Below are 17855 nucleotides of genomic sequence, written 5' to 3'. Positions count from 1 at the left end.
TAATGTATCTATTATGAAGAAAACTATTATATTATGCAGCCTGTTGTTCATTGGTTTGTATTCTCATGCTCAGACAAAATGGACATTGCGACAGTGTGTAGACTATGCTGTGGAAAACAATATCGATTTGAGGAAAACATCCTTGGACGTAAAAAGTGCAGAAATAAACCTCAGTACTACGAAGAATAGCCGTCTGCCAAACCTGAACGCAGATATTGGACAAAACTTTAGCTTCGGGCGGTCAACTTTGAGTGATAATACTTCCCAATCGGTCAACTCTTCGGCTACATCCTTTGGGGTATCTTCAACCACTCCTCTTTTTACAGGATTCAGGATTCCGAACCAGACGAAAGCGGATGAACTCAGTTTACAGGCGGCAACTGAAGGCTTAAAAAAAGCGAAAGAGAACCTCGAACTGAACGTGGTTTCATTATACCTGAACGTACTGTTCAACAGGGAGATATTAAGAGCGCAGAAAGAGCAGGTTGGGCTTAGCTCAATGCAGGTGGAACGTACTCAGATACTGGTTGAATCGGGAAAAGTGCCTGCGTCGCAATTATACGATATAAAAGCCCAGTTGGCAAAAGATGAACTGAATGTAACAACAGCCGATAATGAGCATATTCTGTCATTACTTAATCTGTCACAGGCTCTAAACCTCACTGATTACAATAATTTCGATATAGAAGAGCCAAACCTTGGTAATGTAATTGCTGATAATATTTCGAGCATCGTACCCCCAAGTCAGGTATATGCAATGGCTCTAGGAGTTAAACCCCATGTAAAAGAAGCCGAATACAAACTGGGTAGCAGTCAAAAACTTCTGAAAGTTGCACAGGCCGATTATTGGCCGACTCTCGATCTCAGACTAGGTTATAGTACAGCATACCAACGGGTTTCGGGTGTAGATAATATTAGTTTCGGGAAACAGCTAAAAGATCGCGGGTCGGAATATATCAGTTTCTCTTTGGCCATTCCCATCTTCAACCGTTTTCAGGTACGCAATAAGGTACGCAAAGCCCGTCTGGATATCGAAAGACAGGAACTGGAACTCGACAATGTAAAACTGGCTCTGTATAAAGAGATACAACAGGCATACCAAAGCGCGTCTGCGGCACAATCGGAATATAATTCAACAATCAAAGCCTATGACGCAGCAGAAGAATCTTTCAAATATGCACAGGAAAGGTATGAAATAGGAAAATCAACCGTTTTTGAATTCAACGAAGCCAAAACCAAACTATTAACAAGCAAATCTGAACAAATACGGGCGAAGTATGATTTTTTGTTTAAAAGCAAAATTCTCGACTTTTATCAAGGGAAACCTATTGATATAGAGTAATTAAGTTTAGTAGAACCAAGTAGAGTAAGATTCCGTGGAGTATTTAAATTCTACGGAATTTTTTTATGTCGGTCTACTGTTGGTAATATTTCAGAAACTGTTTAAATTTTATTCGTTCAAATTTTTAGAGATGTTTTAGAGATGTTTATTTACATGCGCTTCGCTCCTGTGACCGCTGGTTGAGTTGAGAGAAAGGAAAAAACAGCCGAAAACAGACTAAAAATGAACGAAGAAAAAGATATAATAAAATATTCGTATAAAATTTAAACAGGCTCTTAATTTAATCCAATAAATATTTTGCATACCCTGGTTCTTAATTTTCATAATTTGAAAACAGACAATATTTTTCATTTAAATAACACCCTACACACGTAGTATCTACCAAAAAAAATATTATATTTGTATTAGAGCAAACCAATTAACACTATTAATCAGATTCCCGCTATGAAAGAATTTTTTGCAAGTATGGATGGCGCCCAACAATTCTACTGGTATATAGCCATCGGAGCCAGTGTTATATTTATCATACAAACTATAATGACCTTTGTGGGAGCTGATTCCGACACTGGGGGTGACGCCGATTTTGACGGTAACATGGACGGCGGGGATGCACCATTCCAATTGTTCTCGTTGCGCAATCTCATCAATTTCCTTTTAGGTTTTGGATGGGCTGGAGTCTCTTTTTATGGTGTAATAGAGAATAAGTTTTTACTGGGTGTAGTTTCCTTTGTTGTAGGAATAGTTTTTATCGCCCTGTTTTTTGTTGTACTAAGGACATTGCTACGCTTGTCGGAAGATAATACATTCAAAATTGAAGATACATTAGGCAAAACGGCCGATGTATATATGAATATTCCGCCCGCAAAGGAAGGAAAAGGGAAAATATTTGTCAGTGTGCAAGGTTCTACCCGCGAACTGTACGCCATTACCCCATCAGCAAAAGAACTAAAAGTAGGTTCTCTTGTAAAAATAATAGCGATAGAAGCAGGAGTATTAGTTGTAGAGCCATTAAGTTAAAAAAAAGTAAGTTAATTTTTTAATTATATAATTCAAAAAAATATGTTTGACGGATTATTAGGAGGAGGAAGCTTCGCCATATTAGGCTTGGTTATAGTCGTTGTTCTGATTGTCTTAATTTTGGCTATGACATCCAGGTTTAAGCGTTGCCCTTCCGATAAGATTTTAGTTGTATATGGAAGAACAGGTGGTTCTTCGGCTAAATGTATTCATGGCGGAGGAGCTTTTATCTGGCCTGTGGTACAGGATTATGCGTATCTGGACCTGAAACCGATATCCATTGAAGCCAATCTGACCAGTGCGTTGAGTAAGCAAAATATCCGCGTGGATGTCCCATGCCGTTTTACCATTGCCATTTCCACCGAAAAGGAAAATATGAATAACGCGGCTGAAAGGTTGCTTGGCCTTACTACATCACAGATACAGGAATTGGCAAAAGATATTTTATTTGGCCAGCTTCGTCTTGTTATTGCAACCATGATGATTGAAGAAATCAATTCAGACCGTGATAAATTTCTTGACAATATTTCAAAGAATGTTGATACAGAACTTCGCAAAATAGGCCTGAAACTGATAAACGTAAACGTTACCGACATCAATGATGAATCGGGTTATATCGAAGCACTGGGAAAAGAGGCCGCTGCCAAAGCTATAAATGAAGCTAAAGTGAGCGTTGCCGAACAGGAAAAAATAGGGGAAACCGGAAAAGCTGTTGCTGACAGGATGCGTGATGTACAGATAGCTGAAACACACAGAGACAGGGATGTGCAGATAGCAATTGCCCAAAAAGACAAGGAAGTTAGCATTGCCGGAGCTGTAAGGGATGAATCTATCGGTAAAGCGGAAGCAGACAGAGATACCCGTGTAAAGACGGCCGAAGCAAACGCTATAGCTGTAAAAGGAGAAAATACCGCTAAGATTGAAATCGCCGGTTCGGACGCCTTGCGCCGCGAAAAAGAAGCAGAAGCCGCCCGCCTGGCTGTTGCCGCCGAAAAAGTTCAACAGGCAAAAGCGCTGGAAGAAGCATACGTAGCGGAACAAAAAGCGGAAATGGCACGTTCGGAAAGAGAACGTTCTACACAAATAGCCAACGTTGTAGTTCCGGCTGAAATAGAAAAACAGAAAGTTATTATTGAAGCACAGGCTGTTGCAGAACAGCTGAGAGAGCAGGCACGAGGAGAAGCGGACGCAATATTTGCGAAGATGGATGCCGAAGCCCGTGGTTTATTTGAGATATTGTCAAAACAAGCCGAAGGTTACAAAGGTGTTGTCAATGCCGCCGGTGGCGATCCTGTTGCCGCTTATCAGTTGTTGCTTATCGAAAAATTACCCGAATTGGTTAAGACTCAGGTTGAAGCTATCAAAAATCTTAAGATTGATAAAATTACGGTTTGGGATTCTCCGGGTAGCAATAATGCAAATGGCAATACCACAACGGCTAACTTTGTTTCAGGTCTTATGAAATCTGTTCCTCCATTAAACGATTTGTTTAATATGGCCGGAATGAGCCTGCCTTCATACCTGAAAGGAGATGCAGAAAAAGCAGGAGTTACCATACCTTTAGCGCCTGTAGAAGAATCTCCCAAAGAAGAAATAAAGGAAGAACCTGTAGTAAAACCTACAGAAAAGGATACTGCCGCTAAAACGAAAGATAATAAGAAAGATAGCAAATGATAAACTACAGATTAAGAGTCTGTTTAAATTTTAGCGAAAATTTTTATTACAGGTTCAGGTCAATAGTTCTTAGCAATTTTTTTATGCTCTTTTTAGCGTATTTCCCCCTTTTTACTCTTGGTTTAGCCCGCTAAACCTGCTAGTAAAAATGATAAAATACATCTAAAAATAGCTATAAAAAAGATTTGCTATAAAATTTAAACAGACTCTAAATCTGATGATAAAAGCCACTACAAAGTGGCTTTTATTATTTCTGCCCATATACTCTTTCTCTCCGACATTTTCTATTATCAATATCTTGATTCGTATAGGAAGCCCCATACGCAGTATCAGTAACATCAAAATAAGTACCAGTAAAGAGAAGAATATACATCGTTGTTAACCAACCGAAAAACCGGCATGGCAAAGCGAGGTCAATCGCAAATAACAGATTAGCCCAATAATGTTGATTCGGTCAATACAGGGTCAACATGCCCCAGTCCCAGACCACATTGTTCCGATGCGGCACGGCACCCACCCCGGCATCTATTCCATTTCTCACAGTCGGAACAAAATTCGGGAATCTCTGAATTCCACGATTCGGCATACCGAGAAAATAATATATCCCTTAAATCTTCTTTAAAAATATTACCGGCAACCACAGGCGAATGGTTGCATAAGCGAACACTACCATTTATATCCAGAGTAACAGGTCTTCGCAATACATCGGGGGAACAATGTCCAAACATGATGGCAGGATAATCGGAAGGATCTAACAAACAATCGGGAGAACATACATTTGATGAAATAACCAGATTCAATTCTCCAGACTTTTCATTTGCAATACGGAAAGCATTGCGTAGCTGCACATGATTTGCAGATACGGCAGCCGGATTAGCAGTGCCATCTCCGCCTATATTGTAACGGTTGAGCATAATACGTTTCAATCCGAGTTTATGAATAAATTCCAATGTATCTTCGAGAACATCTACATTAAACCTGGTAAGGACAATCACAGGTACGGGATACCCTCCCAGTTTGCGGACAGCCTGTATCGATGCCTGAGATTTTTCCCAACTCCCTTTTACCTGAGTAATATTATCATGGATAGCGGCGTCGGCGGAATGAACAGGAAATTCGAAAAGCGTTATACCCATTGCTATCATGCTCTTGTAATCAGACGTTGTTCCTAAAAAACCGTTACTAATTACCGTTACCGACTTCCCCTCCATCCTGCAAAAAAGGGCTATTTCCCTGAAACGTTCGGCCATGAAAGGCTCTCCCCCAGTGAGGGTAACATTCCGTATATCCGCTTGTGAAAAAAGAAGCGTTAAAGCCTCGGTCGCTTTTTTATAAGAGTTGAAACCTTTCCGTTCCACACCCGGTATTTTCCATATATTATAACAATAACGGCATCCCAAGTTACATTTATCGGTCAATTCGAAAGCGATATGGGATAGTTGTAGTTTCGTGCTCATATATCTATATGTAAATCATCATTACTCCCCGTCTACCGGAAAGGTCTTATCGGTTTGTACACTTCCAGTATCCTGATTCCAATCCGTTTTTTGAGAACCCTCCTGAGGCACTTCCAGAGAAGCCGGATCGTAACACATAATTTCAGGTTCGTCTTCCCCATCGCCGCATGAGGCTGTACCAAGCCCGACAAGCAACGCACCCAGTATCAATTTATATTTCACAAAGAACGATGTGCCATTCGTCTTATCCGACATAAAGGAAAATATACGATATAAAAAGTTGTAGGATTTTATTTTCATCGTATTTATTTGTTAAGCAACAGTTTCTTATTCTTCTTCAATAATATTTTCGTCAAAAGTATCTTCTTCCACAACGAATATATTACTTTTTTCCGTTTCGCCCAAATTCAATTTAGCTTCTTCCTCCGGGTTGTAAACAAGATAACAGGTCACTTCCGGCTCATCCTCATCTGTACCACACGACACTACGGCCATTCCAACCAATAATGCTCCTAAAATAAGCTTATATTTCACAAAGAGAGACGCACCGTTTGTCTTATCTGACAAAAAAGAAAAAATACGGTATAAAAAACGATAGGATTTTACTTTCATAGCTTTGTTTCGGTTTAATAATATAAGAGTCTGTTTAAATTTTATAGCAAATCTTTTTTATAGCTGTTTTTAGATGGATTTTATCATTTTTACTAGCAGAACCAACGGTCAGCGGAGCTAATTAGCGGGCTAAACCAAGAGTAAAAAGGGTGAAATACGCTAAAAAGAGCATAAAAAAATTGCTAAGAACTATTGACCAGAACCTGTAATAAAAATTTTCGCTAAAATTTAAACAGGCTATTAGTAAGTTCTCTATAATATTAGATGATTGGTGCCTTACAAAAGTTGCATGATACTAAAAATAAAGAAGCCCCGTGCAAATGCACAAGGGCCGCTTCAGCAACTATAATAAAAAACACTAGACTGTAGCTCACGCTAAAGTTATATCCTTGTCAAGATATACATCTTGTATTGTATTTATCAGTTCCACACCTTCTTTCATCGAGCGTTGAAACGCTTTACGTCCACAGATTAAGCCCATACCTCCCGCACGCTTGTTTACTACAGCTGTATAAACGGCGTCCTTTAGGTCTGATGCTCCGTGAGACTCTCCACCCGAATTGATAAGCCCTACACGTCCCATATAACCATTTGCAACCTGATAACGACATAAATCAATAGGATGGTCGCTCGACAATTCACTATACATGCGTTCGTCCCATTTTGCAAAATTGATCGCTTTGAACCCGCCATTATTCGTAGGCAGCTTTTGTTTTACAATATCCGCCTTGATGGTAACGCCTATATGGTTAGCCTGCGATGTAAGGTCGGCAGCACTATGATAATCTACCCCGTCTTTCTTAAAGGAACTGTTCCTCAAATAGCACCAAAGGATGGTAGCCATACCTAACTCATGCGCATATTCGAACGCTTTCGCTATATCGACTATCTGGCGGCGGCTTTCTTCCGAGCCGAAATAAATAGTAGCTCCCACTGCCGCGGCACCCATATTCCATGCTTCTTTTATAGTACCGAAAAGTACCTGATCGTAAGTATTGGGATATGTCAGCAATTCATTATGATTGATTTTTACTACAAATGGTATCTTATGCGCGTATTTACGGGCAACAGAACCTAACACGCCATATGTGGACGCTACCGCGCTACATCCTGATTCTATAGCGAGTTTAACGATATTCTCCGAATCGAAATAAATAGGGTTAGGCGCAAACGAAGCCCCTGCCGTATGTTCGATATCCTGATCTACCGGAAGGATAGATAGATAACCCGTATTAGCCAATCGGCCATGACCTAACAATCTTTGCAGGCTGTTTAGGGTAGGGATATTACGGTCCGAATCGATCCAGACATTATCTATCGCATTCGGTTCGGGCGCATGGATAAGTGATTTGTCAATAGTTTTACTAACATGGCCAAGAAGATATTCGCTTTGGTCACCTAAGATGTTTATAATTTTTGAACTAGCCATAATTTTTTTTATATTTTATATTGATTAAGAATCATCAGAATCGCCTTATATGTATAGAACAAAACTCTGTGATTTTAGTTTATCTAACCACTGCTTTATTCAGCATTGTTAAAAGAAAATTTAACATACAGCCTATATTCTGCCATATCAGATTAACTAAATTTTTAAATAAAATCTTTATCTTTGCTCGTCTCATAATAAGGAAATTTCTCTTTTTATATTAATTAAACCACATATAGAACATTATGCTACATGAATTTACGCTTTCCAGGGGAAGAGCAATGATCAATTTCACACTTAAATATTGCGATACAAAGCAAAAGCTCCTCAATAGCTATGGTTTCCGACGTGTTGTCGAATCATTTATAAAACAAGTTCTAAAAAAGGATGAAGTGGTAATCTTTGATTATTACGTAGAACATTTTGGTTCCGAAGATGATCTTGTTGACGCTATAATTGAGGTATTTAAACTGTTGACTGTATTTAATATTGATGAGGTTATTGCAGTAGATAATAAGTATTCTATATTCTTCGAAGATAAAGATTTGTTTATTGAAGTGACCGAACTGCTTTTTGCCTACTGGAAGAAACTGGAACGTTATACCGTTGTAAGGAACAACCGTTTGGGCGAAGGCTTACAAAACGTCCGTTTCATTCAGGCTAACGATATGTTCAACGACCTGATACTATCTACAGGCCGGAGAATACAGGCTACAGTAAATGGCCGTGAGTCGCGCATTTTCCGCCAGTCTACAGCCGGAGCCAATGCAGGACTTACGCTGAATGACGTCAACTGGAACTGCCCTATCGAATACAAGGGGCTTACGTCAATTCCGTTTATCAGCACTGTGGTATTCCATCCGCCATATATATCGTATACAAAGAGGAACACGCGCGACGGAATATTCCAGGAACACCAGCAAAACCCAATTGAAAATATAGTACTCAACGAAGACGACTGGTTTGTATTCCCTGCCAAAGTGGGCAGCATGCTTACCTTTGTTTATTTTCATAAGGACTTTATGGTACATGGTGTAGGATTATCCAATCTTTTTGAGATTGCTACGGAAACCGAATATATCGGTAAAAAACCGGATATGATTTATGTATTCGGATATCCTGACGGACACGAAGAAAAACGTACATTCTACTACAAGGATAAGAAAAATGACATCCTTATCGGGTATGCCAACTATTGTGACGACATCGACTATTTTGGTTATATGAAAAAGATGTTGCTCACATTGCACAACGTGAAGCAAATAGAAAACGAAAGATTACCTATACACGGAGCAATGGTAAACATCGTACTGCGCAATGGCAAAGAATCCAACATTATCATAGTTGGAGACAGTGGTGCAGGAAAATCAGAAAGCCTTGAAGCATTCCGTACACTGAATGAAAATTACATCCGCCACATGCGCGTCATTTTCGATGACATGGGCTACCTAAAAAAGGAGGATGACGGAACGATCAAAGCATACGGAACAGAAATAGGAGCATTCGTCCGCGTTGACGACCTCGATCCGGCTTATGCCTTCGCGCAGCTCGACAGGGGCGTATATACCAACATGGACAAGGTAAACGCCCGCGTTACAATACCTATTTCTACTTACGAAATCATATCAAGGGGATATCCGATCGACTATTTCCTGTATGCGAATAACTACGACGAAGCTGACAAGAAAATCCTGATCTATGATGATCTGGACAAAGCAATCACCGTCTTCGAAGATGGAGCCCGTAAAGCCAAAGGGACTACAACGGAGAAAGGCCTTGTAAAATCATATTTTGCAAATCCTTTCGGTCCGGTGCAGGAACGGGAAGCTACAGAAAAACTCGTACGTACCTATTTCAGGGAAATGAAAGACTCAGGCGTAAAAATCGGAGAGATGCACACATCCCTCGCTATCGATGGCAAAGCAAAAGATGGTCCCCGTGAAGCTGCGGAGGAACTTTTTTCTTTGATTAATGAATAATATTTAATATATTTACAAAGCCTCTCGATTGATTTCCAGGGGCTTTGTGTATATTTTATAATATTCAGAATCAATACTAATCATGAAAAAACTGAAACTAGCCCAACTAATTTTTATCTACACATTATCCTGTTATTCACTGTTTGGACAGAATCATCCTTTCCTAAACACGAACCTTCCGATTGAAGAACGCGTCAGCGACTTAGTGTCAAAATTAACATTAGAAGAGAAGGTTTCGCAGATGTTAAATAACACACCTGCGATAGAAAGATTGAATATACCGTCATACAACTGGTGGAATGAATGCCTGCATGGAATAGGCCGGACAGACTACAAAGTTACCGTCTTTCCTCAGGCTATAGGAATGGCTGCTGCCTGGGATAAACACCTGATGAAAGATGTGGCAACAGCCATATCCGATGAAGGGCGGGCCATATATAATGACGCCACATCGAAAGGCAACCGTGAGATATATTACGGATTAACATATTGGACACCTAATATTAACATTTTCAGGGATCCACGCTGGGGACGCGGACAGGAAACCTATGGCGAAGACCCATACCTGACAGGAACTTTAGGTAAATCCTTTGTGGCCGGATTGCAGGGGGATGATCCTAAATACCTGAAAGCCGCGGCATGCGCCAAGCATTATGCCGTACACAGCGGACCCGAAAACACACGCCATACATTCAATACATTTGTTACCACATACGACTTATGGGACACATACCTGCCTGCTTTCCGCGACTTGGTAGAAGACGCGAAAGTAGCCGGAGTCATGTGCGCCTACAATGCCTACAGCGGGCAGCCATGTTGTGCCAATAACCTGCTGATGCAGGAGATCTTACGCGACAAATGGCATTTTACAGGCTATGTGACATCCGATTGCGGAGCCATAGACGATTTTTACCGTCATCATAAAACACATCCCGAAGCTAAATATGCCGCAGCCGATGCCGTATATAACGGTACCGACATAGATTGTGGGAATGATGCATACAAAGCATTGGTAGATGCTGTCAAGAGCGGAATAATAACGGAAAGCCAGATAGATGTATCATTGAAACGCCTGTTTACCATAAGGTTCAGATTAGGTATGTTTGACCCCGCGAACGATGTGAAGTATTCTCAGATAAATACAACAGTCCTTGAGTCTCAAAAACATAAAGACCTGGCGCTGAAAATGACACGGGAATCTATTGTATTATTAAAGAATGAAAACAACACATTGCCTCTCAGCAAGAAACTAAAGAAGGTAGCAGTCATAGGCCCTAATGCAGACAATGAGGTATCCGTACTTGGAAACTATAACGGTTTTCCTACCGAAATAGTTACTCCGTACAAAGCGATCAGAAATAAACTGAAAGGAACAGAAGTCATATTTGAAAAAGGGATAGACTTTGTAAAGGCTCCGGAAAACGGGCAAAGTGATATCACGGCTTTGGCTAAACGGCTTAAAGGTGTAGATGTTGTAATCTTTGTAGGAGGTATATCTCCAGAACTCGAAGGAGAGGAAATGCCTGTAAATGTAGAAGGTTTTACGGGAGGAGACAGAACGTCTATCAAACTACCGAAAGTACAGACTGAACTGATGAAAGCGCTCGTAGCGGAAAATATACCGACTGTCTTTGTAATGATGACCGGTAGCGCTATCGCGACAGAATGGGAATCGCAGAACATACCAGCAATCCTTAACGCATGGTATGGCGGGCAAGACGCGGGAACAGCTATAGCAGATGTACTTTTCGGGGATTATAACCCTGCCGGAAGGTTACCGGTTACGTTCTATGCCAAAGACAGTGACTTACCGCCTTTCAACTCTTATGAGATGAAAAACAGAACATACCGTTACTTCGACGGGCAGGTTCTGTATCCATTCGGATACGGGCTAAGCTATACTAAATTCGAATATGCCCCTGTAGAGATGCCGTCTGCTGTAAAAGCCGATGCTACTGTAAAAGTAAGTGTAAAAGTGACGAATACGGGAAAAATAGAAGGGGAAGAAGTAGTTCAGCTTTACATGTCATACCCAGACACAAAAGACCTGAAACCATTATATGCCCTGAAAGGCTTTGAAAGAATCTCTTTAAAAGCGAGCGAGTCAAAAACCGTGGAATTCAACCTGTCCCCAAGAGACTTAGCCCTGACTGACGACTCGGGCGCATTAAAAGTAAGTGAGGGTAAAAGGAAACTATATATAGGAAGTACTTCGCCGACACCAACTAGTGCAGAAAAACTCCCTATAGTGGAAAAGGATTTTGAAATCACAGGAAATGAATATATTGTAGATTAACGCAAATTCTGCTAATCTAAGCGAAAGCCTCTTAAAATACAAGGGGCTTTCACTATATTTTTATGGCAGTATGAGGATATCAAATTGACTATCAATAGTTTTTGAAGATTCTCACATGAAGTGGGCAGTAGATAAGTAGGTATAAAGTGCTTAGATACACTTAGTTTTTCATGCGTTCAAATAACTCTGTTATCTGTTTGCAAAGATCGTTGAAAATGAACTGGAAAGGATTAAGAACAACCCTATACTTTGTAAACTATTGCCGGAACAGGAGTAACGGCCAGTGGTCTGCTGTAGTACGAGACTTCATGTGCGTTCGCACGGACGTGAACCTTTAAAATCCGACAGAACTTTCTACTGTCACACACCCCGCATTAGAGCAAACCGTTGTTAGTGGCTGTTTTTTGCACTTTATCCTTGATTATCTTCATTGCAGAATTGTATTGTTTTTCTATGTCTCCACTTTCAATTATTCCTTTTTTTAAGAGACGCAATAAAAAGTCATTATATGATTCTGTTTTCTTTTTATCCTGCAAGTTGTTGTATATAATAGGAGAAAGAACTAAACTCCCTTCTAAATATTCAGTAAATTCCGTTAAAACATCTTCATCTGATTTTAATCCTAATTTTCGAGAGATATACGTTTCCGCAGCAACAATAAAAGCCTCATTTCTACCTTCTCTGTGTTCTGTGGCTTTCGATTCGTTAACTCGATAAAATTCGTCTGTTGTATATAAGAACTCCAATTGAGTCATTAACTCTTTTGACAAATAAAGTCGGTGTAAATTTTCATGGATATACACCTGAACAAAATCTATTCTATACTGTTTTGCAATCTCTTTATTAAGTAAGAAATAGGTACAACAAAAAGTCTCATCGTTTAGAGAAAATGCATTACCTATATCTAATATGTAAATTTTAGAAAAATCATTGCTTAATGGCATACTACCTGCAAGAGAATTAATTTCTTTATGTATGTTTTCTAAAAGCCCTTCATCAAAAATATAATTATTAATTGCCTTCTCTAATTTCTGTCGTACGTTTTGTTTCCAATATTCCTCATATCCAGCATCTTTCAGAGTATTAACGACAGCTATTATTTCTGATTTTACAGCATAAATCTTTTCTACATATCTTCCTTGAAATTCTTGCGGTATCATGTCTGGAGTAAAAGAAATAAAGAATGAAATGCAATCATCTATATTATCTTTATTTGTTGGTAAACTTGCATATAAGTTACACAAATTGGAAGCCGTAATAGCATTATTTATCAATTCGATATTCGACAGAAAAATCGAATCTGTTGCCAAATAATCTTTATACATGGAACTTTCAGTAAGTGTTTCAAAGTTTTCAATGCTTGATAACAAATCATAACATATAGCTGTATGAAATACTTTGTATTCTTGAGAATACAAGTTCACACTCAAAAGGGATAATAGGCCTAAAAATAAATTTTTCATATTATCTAATTCTAAAACTTTAGTTATACCGTTTCTTAAGATTGCCAGTAACTCATAAATACACGCAATAATTATCTGAAATCACAATACGTAAAAAATAATTATATTAGCCTGTAAATTTAGCAAATATTTGAGGAACAGAACTATTAGTTAGCATAATCTTAATACCTAGATACATTCCAATACGGTATCAATTCAAATATTTTCTCTTGTCTCCAAAGGGAAAATCCATACCCATATTGGTCGGTTTCAGATTGTATTTATTCACTATCTCATCCTGCAGGCTCTCGTCCAAATGCAGATATATCCCGAATGACGGATAATCCGTCAGCCCGAAACCTATCATTAATCTGGTCTATTAAAAAGGCAGTACTTAGGTAGCAAATCTTTCGCTTAACCGCTCTATATTCTTCCATTTAGCCTACCAGAAGAATATAGGAGAAACAACGCCAAACAATTCTAATTACCAAATACTTACTCTATTCTTCCTGATTTTGCCTATCTTTGAGAGATTCTAGCTATATTTATAATATCAAACTCACATACCTATTATTCATTGCATTATTAAAAAACTAAATATCCATATACAATGAAAACCGCTAACTTATTCGAGATCGGGAGTGACAAATCCTGCATAATAACACTGTCTGGTAAAAAAATAACAACTGAAAATATAAATAAAGGGAAATCGAGAACAACAGAAAAAGAATACCCTACACAAGATGAAGCAGACAAGCAATATGAGAAAAAAAGATGGGAACTGCTAAAGAAAAATTACATAGAAAGAAACGAGACAGAAAAGCAGGGAACCCCTACCCTACACTGCTTGGCTGGACTGGGGTATACTGGTTGTCTTTCTTTCGAGAATACTCCGGAGGGCATATTCGTTTACAAGCATGGAGCGTACAACACGGCAAGTGACCAGAAAGATTTTCTCCTGCTCATAGACAAACAAGGCAACCTGAAAGAAACAATAGATCTGCCAAAGGTTTTACCGTGGGATATCCGTTATTGCCCGAATGACAACACCCTATTAATGGACGTTGACCATTATATCTACAAATATAGTCTTAGTAATAAAGAATTTATCCAGTTAATCTCTTCGTTTAAGCATACAGCCAGTTTCATCTCGGTAAGCGACAACAATATAGCTTATGGCTCACATCCCAAAATGTATGCCCGGAATAACGCTAATGATGTTGTATTTGAAAAAGATTTCAATGTGGAAATAATAAAAGGCTCGATCGCCTTTTGCGCCGGACTGTCAAAAAACGGAAAGATACTCGCATTCCACAACAAAGAAGGCGAAATAGAACTGATAGACGTCAATACAGGCAAGCTGATAAGGACTATTAAAGGCGAATTCAGAATGGTTGACCAGATACAATTTGTAGATAACGACAGTACGTTGGTAATAAGAGAGCAGTATGGAAAATGGTGTCTGTACTTCTTCGAGGTGGAGAAAGGTACAGAACTGGCGTATCCGGGACTATCCGTACCTGAATATTCACCTACGATATTCTCTTTCTGCTTCAATGAGGATGAATCGGTTCTGGTTCAATTCCACTTAACTAACGCCTATGTATTCGATTATGTAAATAAAAAAATGTTGTATAGCTTCCCTATCGAACATTGCGTAAAAACGGCGGAAGCCAAATTTATAGATAATCAATTAGCTGTAAGGACAGACTATGGCTGTTTCAGCCTGTATAACATATAAAAAACGGACTATCCTTTCAAAGCCTTCCGCAAATGGAAGGCTTTTTTTATACAGAAGCCCATAATTGCTTAAAAATTAACATGCAAACGTTTGCAATCTTTTTTCGTAAGTAAACCTATGATAGATTAATAATGGTTCGATCAAATAACATAGCTTTGTTACTGAAATATGTTTATAATCAATCTAATATTTAATTATACCATGAAATTTTTACGACTATTTCTCCCGTTGCTACTATGTTGTGTATTTATAGCTTGTAGTGATGATGATAAGCCGAATACTCCAGCAGAAGAAACGGAAATAGAGAAAATAACTGATAAGTTGGGAAATATATCCGGTATCGAGGATTTTACCAGCGCATTCAAGAGTATAACTCCTACATTGAATATTTCGGAAGAAAAACTGACGGTATTAGCGGCAAAGAACAGCACCTCCGGAAAAAAGGCTACTACAGACGGTTATACCACGCAGGTATTGAAACGTCATATAATAAAAGGTACTTATGATTTAACAGCATTTACAACTGATACTTTAAAACTGGAGAGTATCGGCAACGATGCTTTATTTGTGACTAAGAGCAACAATCAGGTTTTAGTAAATGGCATAGCCCTGACATCTACTACTCCGTCCAAAGCGGGCGATAGCTACATATATGTTATCACGGATACTGTACCTACTGCAACAAAACAACCGGAATCAACGACATTACCAGCCAACCTGAGAGACGGTATTACCATATTGAGTGACGATTCACTGGCATTCGTATTATTCGCTCCGAAGAAAGAAAGAGTACACCTTATCGGGGATTTCAATGAGTGGACAGTTTCTGACACTTATAAAATGAAAAAAGACGGAGACCGTTTTTGGATAAAGATAGGGGGATTGGAAAAAGGTAAAGAATATGTATGCCAATATCTTATCGACAATACAATCAAAATTGCCGACCCTTATGCCAGCAAGATATCCGATCCTTCAAATGACAATGCTATTCCCGATGCCATTTATCCGAACCTGATAAAATATCCTACCGGAAAAACAACTGAGATAGCAATGGTTGTGAATACGGCACCAGCTTCATATTCATGGAAAGTATCGAACTTCTCTATAGACAATCCTGATAATATGGTTATCTATGAAATACTTATCCGTGACTTTACCAAGCAGGGAAGCATAAAAGCCGTAGAAGAAAAAATAGACTATCTGAAAACCCTGGGAGTAAATGCGATAGAACTGATGCCATTCAACGAATTTGAAGGCAATAACAGCTGGGGATATAATCCTTCTTTCTATTTTGCAGCAGATAAAGCATACGGGACATCCAACGACTACAAATCATTTATTGACGTATGCCACTCTAATGGCATTGCCGTAATAATGGATATGGTGCTGAACCACAGCTACGGACAAAGCCCGATGGTAAGAATGTATAAGGATGCAAACGGAAACCCGACAGCTGATAATCCGTGGTATAATCAAAGATCAAATTTCGCTAATCCCGATGCTCAGTGGGGATGCGACTTCAATCACGAAAGTGAATATACAAAAGCGTTTGTAGACAGCGTTTGTTCATACTGGATGAAAGAATATAAGGTTGACGGTTTCCGTTTCGACTTTACCAAAGGCTTCTCAAATACTCCATATCCTGCTACAGGCAATAATAGCTGGGGAAGCCCATACGATGCAGACCGTATTAAAAACCTGGAGCGCATATATAACGAAATGAAAAAAAGAAAATCGGATGTCATACTCATCTGCGAACATCTTTCGGATAACGATGAAGAAACAAAACTAGCTGAACTAGGCATCAAACTATGGGGAAACCTGAACTATAACTTCAATGAGGCTACAATGGGATGGGGTGCCGAAGCCGGAGAATACGGGCCAAAAGGAGATGTATCGTGGGGTTCGTACCTTGAAAGAGGCTGGAAGAAACCAAATCTGGTAGCCTATATGGAAAGCCATGATGAAGAACGTATTATGTTCAAAAACAAGGCTTATGGTAAAACCAGCGGAGGTTATGACGTAAAAGATTTGACAACCGGGCTTAAACGTACCGAAGCGGCAGCAGTCATACTAATGTCGTTTCCGGGGCCTAAAATGATATGGCAGTTTGGAGAACTCGGCTATGATGAGGAACTGAACAACGACCGTTTAGGTAAGAAACCTCCGCATTGGGAATATTATGATGTACCTGCCAGAAAGAATCTATATGATGTATTTGCTAAGATGAACAAGCTCCGTAATTCAAATACTGCTTTCTCTGCCAGTGATTACACTATTGATACAAAAAATCAATATAAGCAAATATTGCTGAAAGGTGCGGGCGGATATGTATGTGCTATCGCCAACCTTGATGTAGTGGAAGCTACAGCGACAGTAAATTTCGGAAAAACCGGTAATTGGGAGGATTATTTCTCAGGAGATAAACTTAGCCTTTCGGCTACCACACAAAGCATAAAACTACAACCGGGAGAATACCGGCTATACATGAGTAAATAAACACCGTAAAGCAAACTTTCGGGCTACACACAATTTTGAGTATAGCTATTTTACTGAATAACCTTTGGCTGCATACAGCCAAAGGTTATTTTTATTTTGAGATTTAGTAACTGTTTAAATTTTATTCGTTCAAATTTTTAGAGATGTTTTTTTACATACGCTTCGCTCCTGTGACCGTTGGTTGAGTTGAGAGAAAGGAAAAACAGACTAAAACAGACTAAAAATGAACGAAGAAAAAGGCATAATAAAATATTCGTATAAAATTTAAACATTGTAAGCCTTCGGTCTGCCTCATCTTTTACAAGATTTATATAGTTTTTACCTTTACGGAGAGATTTAACGATAAATTAAGGAGCCATCAGTTTAT

Annotated in this window: 13 protein-coding genes; 7 read left to right on the top strand and 6 right to left on the bottom strand. The window is 39.1% G+C overall.

Annotated elements, in window-relative coordinates; translation table 11 throughout:
* Positions 1–13 precede the first annotated feature (13 nt).
* The 3 genes from D0T84_RS09680 to D0T84_RS09670 all read left to right on the top strand — a co-directional run bounded on the left by D0T84_RS09680 (position 14) and on the right by D0T84_RS09670 (position 4033).
* Positions 14–1342, top strand: a complete 1329-nt coding sequence (locus D0T84_RS09680) for a TolC family protein (protein WP_163307681.1) — start codon at positions 14–16, stop codon at positions 1340–1342.
* Positions 1343–1786: 444 nt separating this feature from the next.
* A complete protein-coding gene (locus D0T84_RS09675) occupies positions 1787–2359 on the top strand; it encodes an NfeD family protein (RefSeq protein ID WP_163307680.1) in 573 nt (190 codons plus the stop codon).
* Positions 2360–2401: 42 nt separating this feature from the next.
* Positions 2402–4033 (top strand): flotillin family protein, encoded by a 1632-nt coding sequence (locus tag D0T84_RS09670; protein ID WP_255495295.1) that lies wholly within the window; start codon positions 2402–2404, stop codon positions 4031–4033.
* A gap of 431 nt (positions 4034–4464) precedes the next feature.
* Here D0T84_RS09670 and D0T84_RS09665 read toward each other — a convergent pair whose 3' ends face one another.
* The 4 genes from D0T84_RS09665 to D0T84_RS09650 form a co-directional block, all read right to left on the bottom strand.
* Positions 4465–5490, bottom strand: a complete 1026-nt coding sequence (locus D0T84_RS09665) for a radical SAM/SPASM domain-containing protein (protein WP_163307679.1) — start codon at positions 5488–5490, stop codon at positions 4465–4467.
* Positions 5491–5511: 21 nt separating this feature from the next.
* Positions 5512–5790, bottom strand: coding sequence for a hypothetical protein (locus D0T84_RS09660; RefSeq protein WP_163307678.1), 279 nt, complete (start codon positions 5788–5790; stop codon positions 5512–5514).
* 27 nt (positions 5791–5817) lie between these two features.
* The gene (locus D0T84_RS09655; RefSeq protein WP_163307677.1) at positions 5818–6102 is read right to left on the bottom strand and encodes a hypothetical protein; all 285 of its coding nucleotides are present in this window, start codon (positions 6100–6102) and stop codon (positions 5818–5820) included.
* A 370-nt stretch (positions 6103–6472) separates the two neighbouring features.
* Positions 6473–7531, bottom strand: coding sequence for a class I fructose-bisphosphate aldolase (locus D0T84_RS09650; protein ID WP_163307676.1), 1059 nt, complete (start codon positions 7529–7531; stop codon positions 6473–6475).
* A 245-nt stretch (positions 7532–7776) separates the two neighbouring features.
* Here D0T84_RS09650 and D0T84_RS09645 point away from each other — a divergent pair, with 245 nt between their 5' ends.
* Positions 7777–9510 (top strand): phosphoenolpyruvate carboxykinase, encoded by a 1734-nt coding sequence (locus tag D0T84_RS09645; protein ID WP_163307675.1) that lies wholly within the window; start codon positions 7777–7779, stop codon positions 9508–9510.
* Between the two features lie 82 nt (positions 9511–9592).
* Positions 9593–11806, top strand: a complete 2214-nt coding sequence (locus D0T84_RS09640; RefSeq protein ID WP_163307674.1) for a glycoside hydrolase family 3 C-terminal domain-containing protein — start codon at positions 9593–9595, stop codon at positions 11804–11806.
* Positions 11807–12180: 374 nt separating this feature from the next.
* On the opposite strand, the gene D0T84_RS09635 is transcribed toward D0T84_RS09640, so the two are convergent.
* Both D0T84_RS09635 and D0T84_RS09630 read right to left on the bottom strand, forming a co-directional pair.
* Positions 12181–13269 (bottom strand): hypothetical protein, encoded by a 1089-nt coding sequence (locus D0T84_RS09635; RefSeq protein ID WP_163307673.1) that lies wholly within the window; start codon positions 13267–13269, stop codon positions 12181–12183.
* A gap of 190 nt (positions 13270–13459) precedes the next feature.
* Positions 13460–13615: a hypothetical protein gene (locus tag D0T84_RS09630; protein ID WP_163307672.1), complete on the bottom strand. Its 156-nt coding sequence runs from the start codon at positions 13613–13615 to the stop codon at positions 13460–13462.
* 243 nt (positions 13616–13858) lie between these two features.
* Between D0T84_RS09630 and D0T84_RS09625 the strand changes: the two genes are divergently transcribed.
* Both D0T84_RS09625 and D0T84_RS09620 read left to right on the top strand, forming a co-directional pair.
* Positions 13859–14989, top strand: coding sequence for a hypothetical protein (locus D0T84_RS09625; protein ID WP_163307671.1), 1131 nt, complete (start codon positions 13859–13861; stop codon positions 14987–14989).
* Between the two features lie 201 nt (positions 14990–15190).
* The gene (locus D0T84_RS09620) at positions 15191–17488 is read left to right on the top strand and encodes an alpha-amylase family glycosyl hydrolase (protein ID WP_163307670.1); all 2298 of its coding nucleotides are present in this window, start codon (positions 15191–15193) and stop codon (positions 17486–17488) included.
* Positions 17489–17855: the final 367 nt, after the last annotated feature.

Source organism: Dysgonomonas sp. 521 (assembly GCF_010501055.1).
Lineage (GTDB): Bacteria > Bacteroidota > Bacteroidia > Bacteroidales > Dysgonomonadaceae > Dysgonomonas.
Note: the sequence above shows the minus strand (reverse complement) of the source record. Positions and strands in the feature narration are given on the sequence as shown.

Excerpts from the sequence above, each read along its gene's own strand:
- D0T84_RS09645 (WP_163307675.1), top strand. The coding sequence starts at position 7,777 with ATGCTACATGAATTTACGCTTTCCAGGGGAAGAGCAATGATCAATTTC.
- D0T84_RS09620 (WP_163307670.1), top strand. The coding sequence starts at position 15,191 with ATGAAATTTTTACGACTATTTCTCCCGTTGCTACTATGTTGTGTATTT.
- D0T84_RS09655 (WP_163307677.1), bottom strand. The coding sequence starts at position 6,102 with ATGAAAGTAAAATCCTATCGTTTTTTATACCGTATTTTTTCTTTTTTG.
- D0T84_RS09635 (WP_163307673.1), bottom strand. The coding sequence starts at position 13,269 with ATGAAAAATTTATTTTTAGGCCTATTATCCCTTTTGAGTGTGAACTTG.
- D0T84_RS09680 (WP_163307681.1), top strand. The coding sequence starts at position 14 with ATGAAGAAAACTATTATATTATGCAGCCTGTTGTTCATTGGTTTGTAT.
- D0T84_RS09660 (WP_163307678.1), bottom strand. The coding sequence starts at position 5,790 with ATGAAAATAAAATCCTACAACTTTTTATATCGTATATTTTCCTTTATG.
- D0T84_RS09670 (WP_255495295.1), top strand. The coding sequence starts at position 2,402 with ATGTTTGACGGATTATTAGGAGGAGGAAGCTTCGCCATATTAGGCTTG.
- D0T84_RS09625 (WP_163307671.1), top strand. The coding sequence starts at position 13,859 with ATGAAAACCGCTAACTTATTCGAGATCGGGAGTGACAAATCCTGCATA.
- D0T84_RS09640 (WP_163307674.1), top strand. The coding sequence starts at position 9,593 with ATGAAAAAACTGAAACTAGCCCAACTAATTTTTATCTACACATTATCC.
- D0T84_RS09675 (WP_163307680.1), top strand. The coding sequence starts at position 1,787 with ATGAAAGAATTTTTTGCAAGTATGGATGGCGCCCAACAATTCTACTGG.
- D0T84_RS09650 (WP_163307676.1), bottom strand. The coding sequence starts at position 7,531 with ATGGCTAGTTCAAAAATTATAAACATCTTAGGTGACCAAAGCGAATAT.
- D0T84_RS09630 (WP_163307672.1), bottom strand. The coding sequence starts at position 13,615 with ATGATAGGTTTCGGGCTGACGGATTATCCGTCATTCGGGATATATCTG.
- D0T84_RS09665 (WP_163307679.1), bottom strand. The coding sequence starts at position 5,490 with ATGAGCACGAAACTACAACTATCCCATATCGCTTTCGAATTGACCGAT.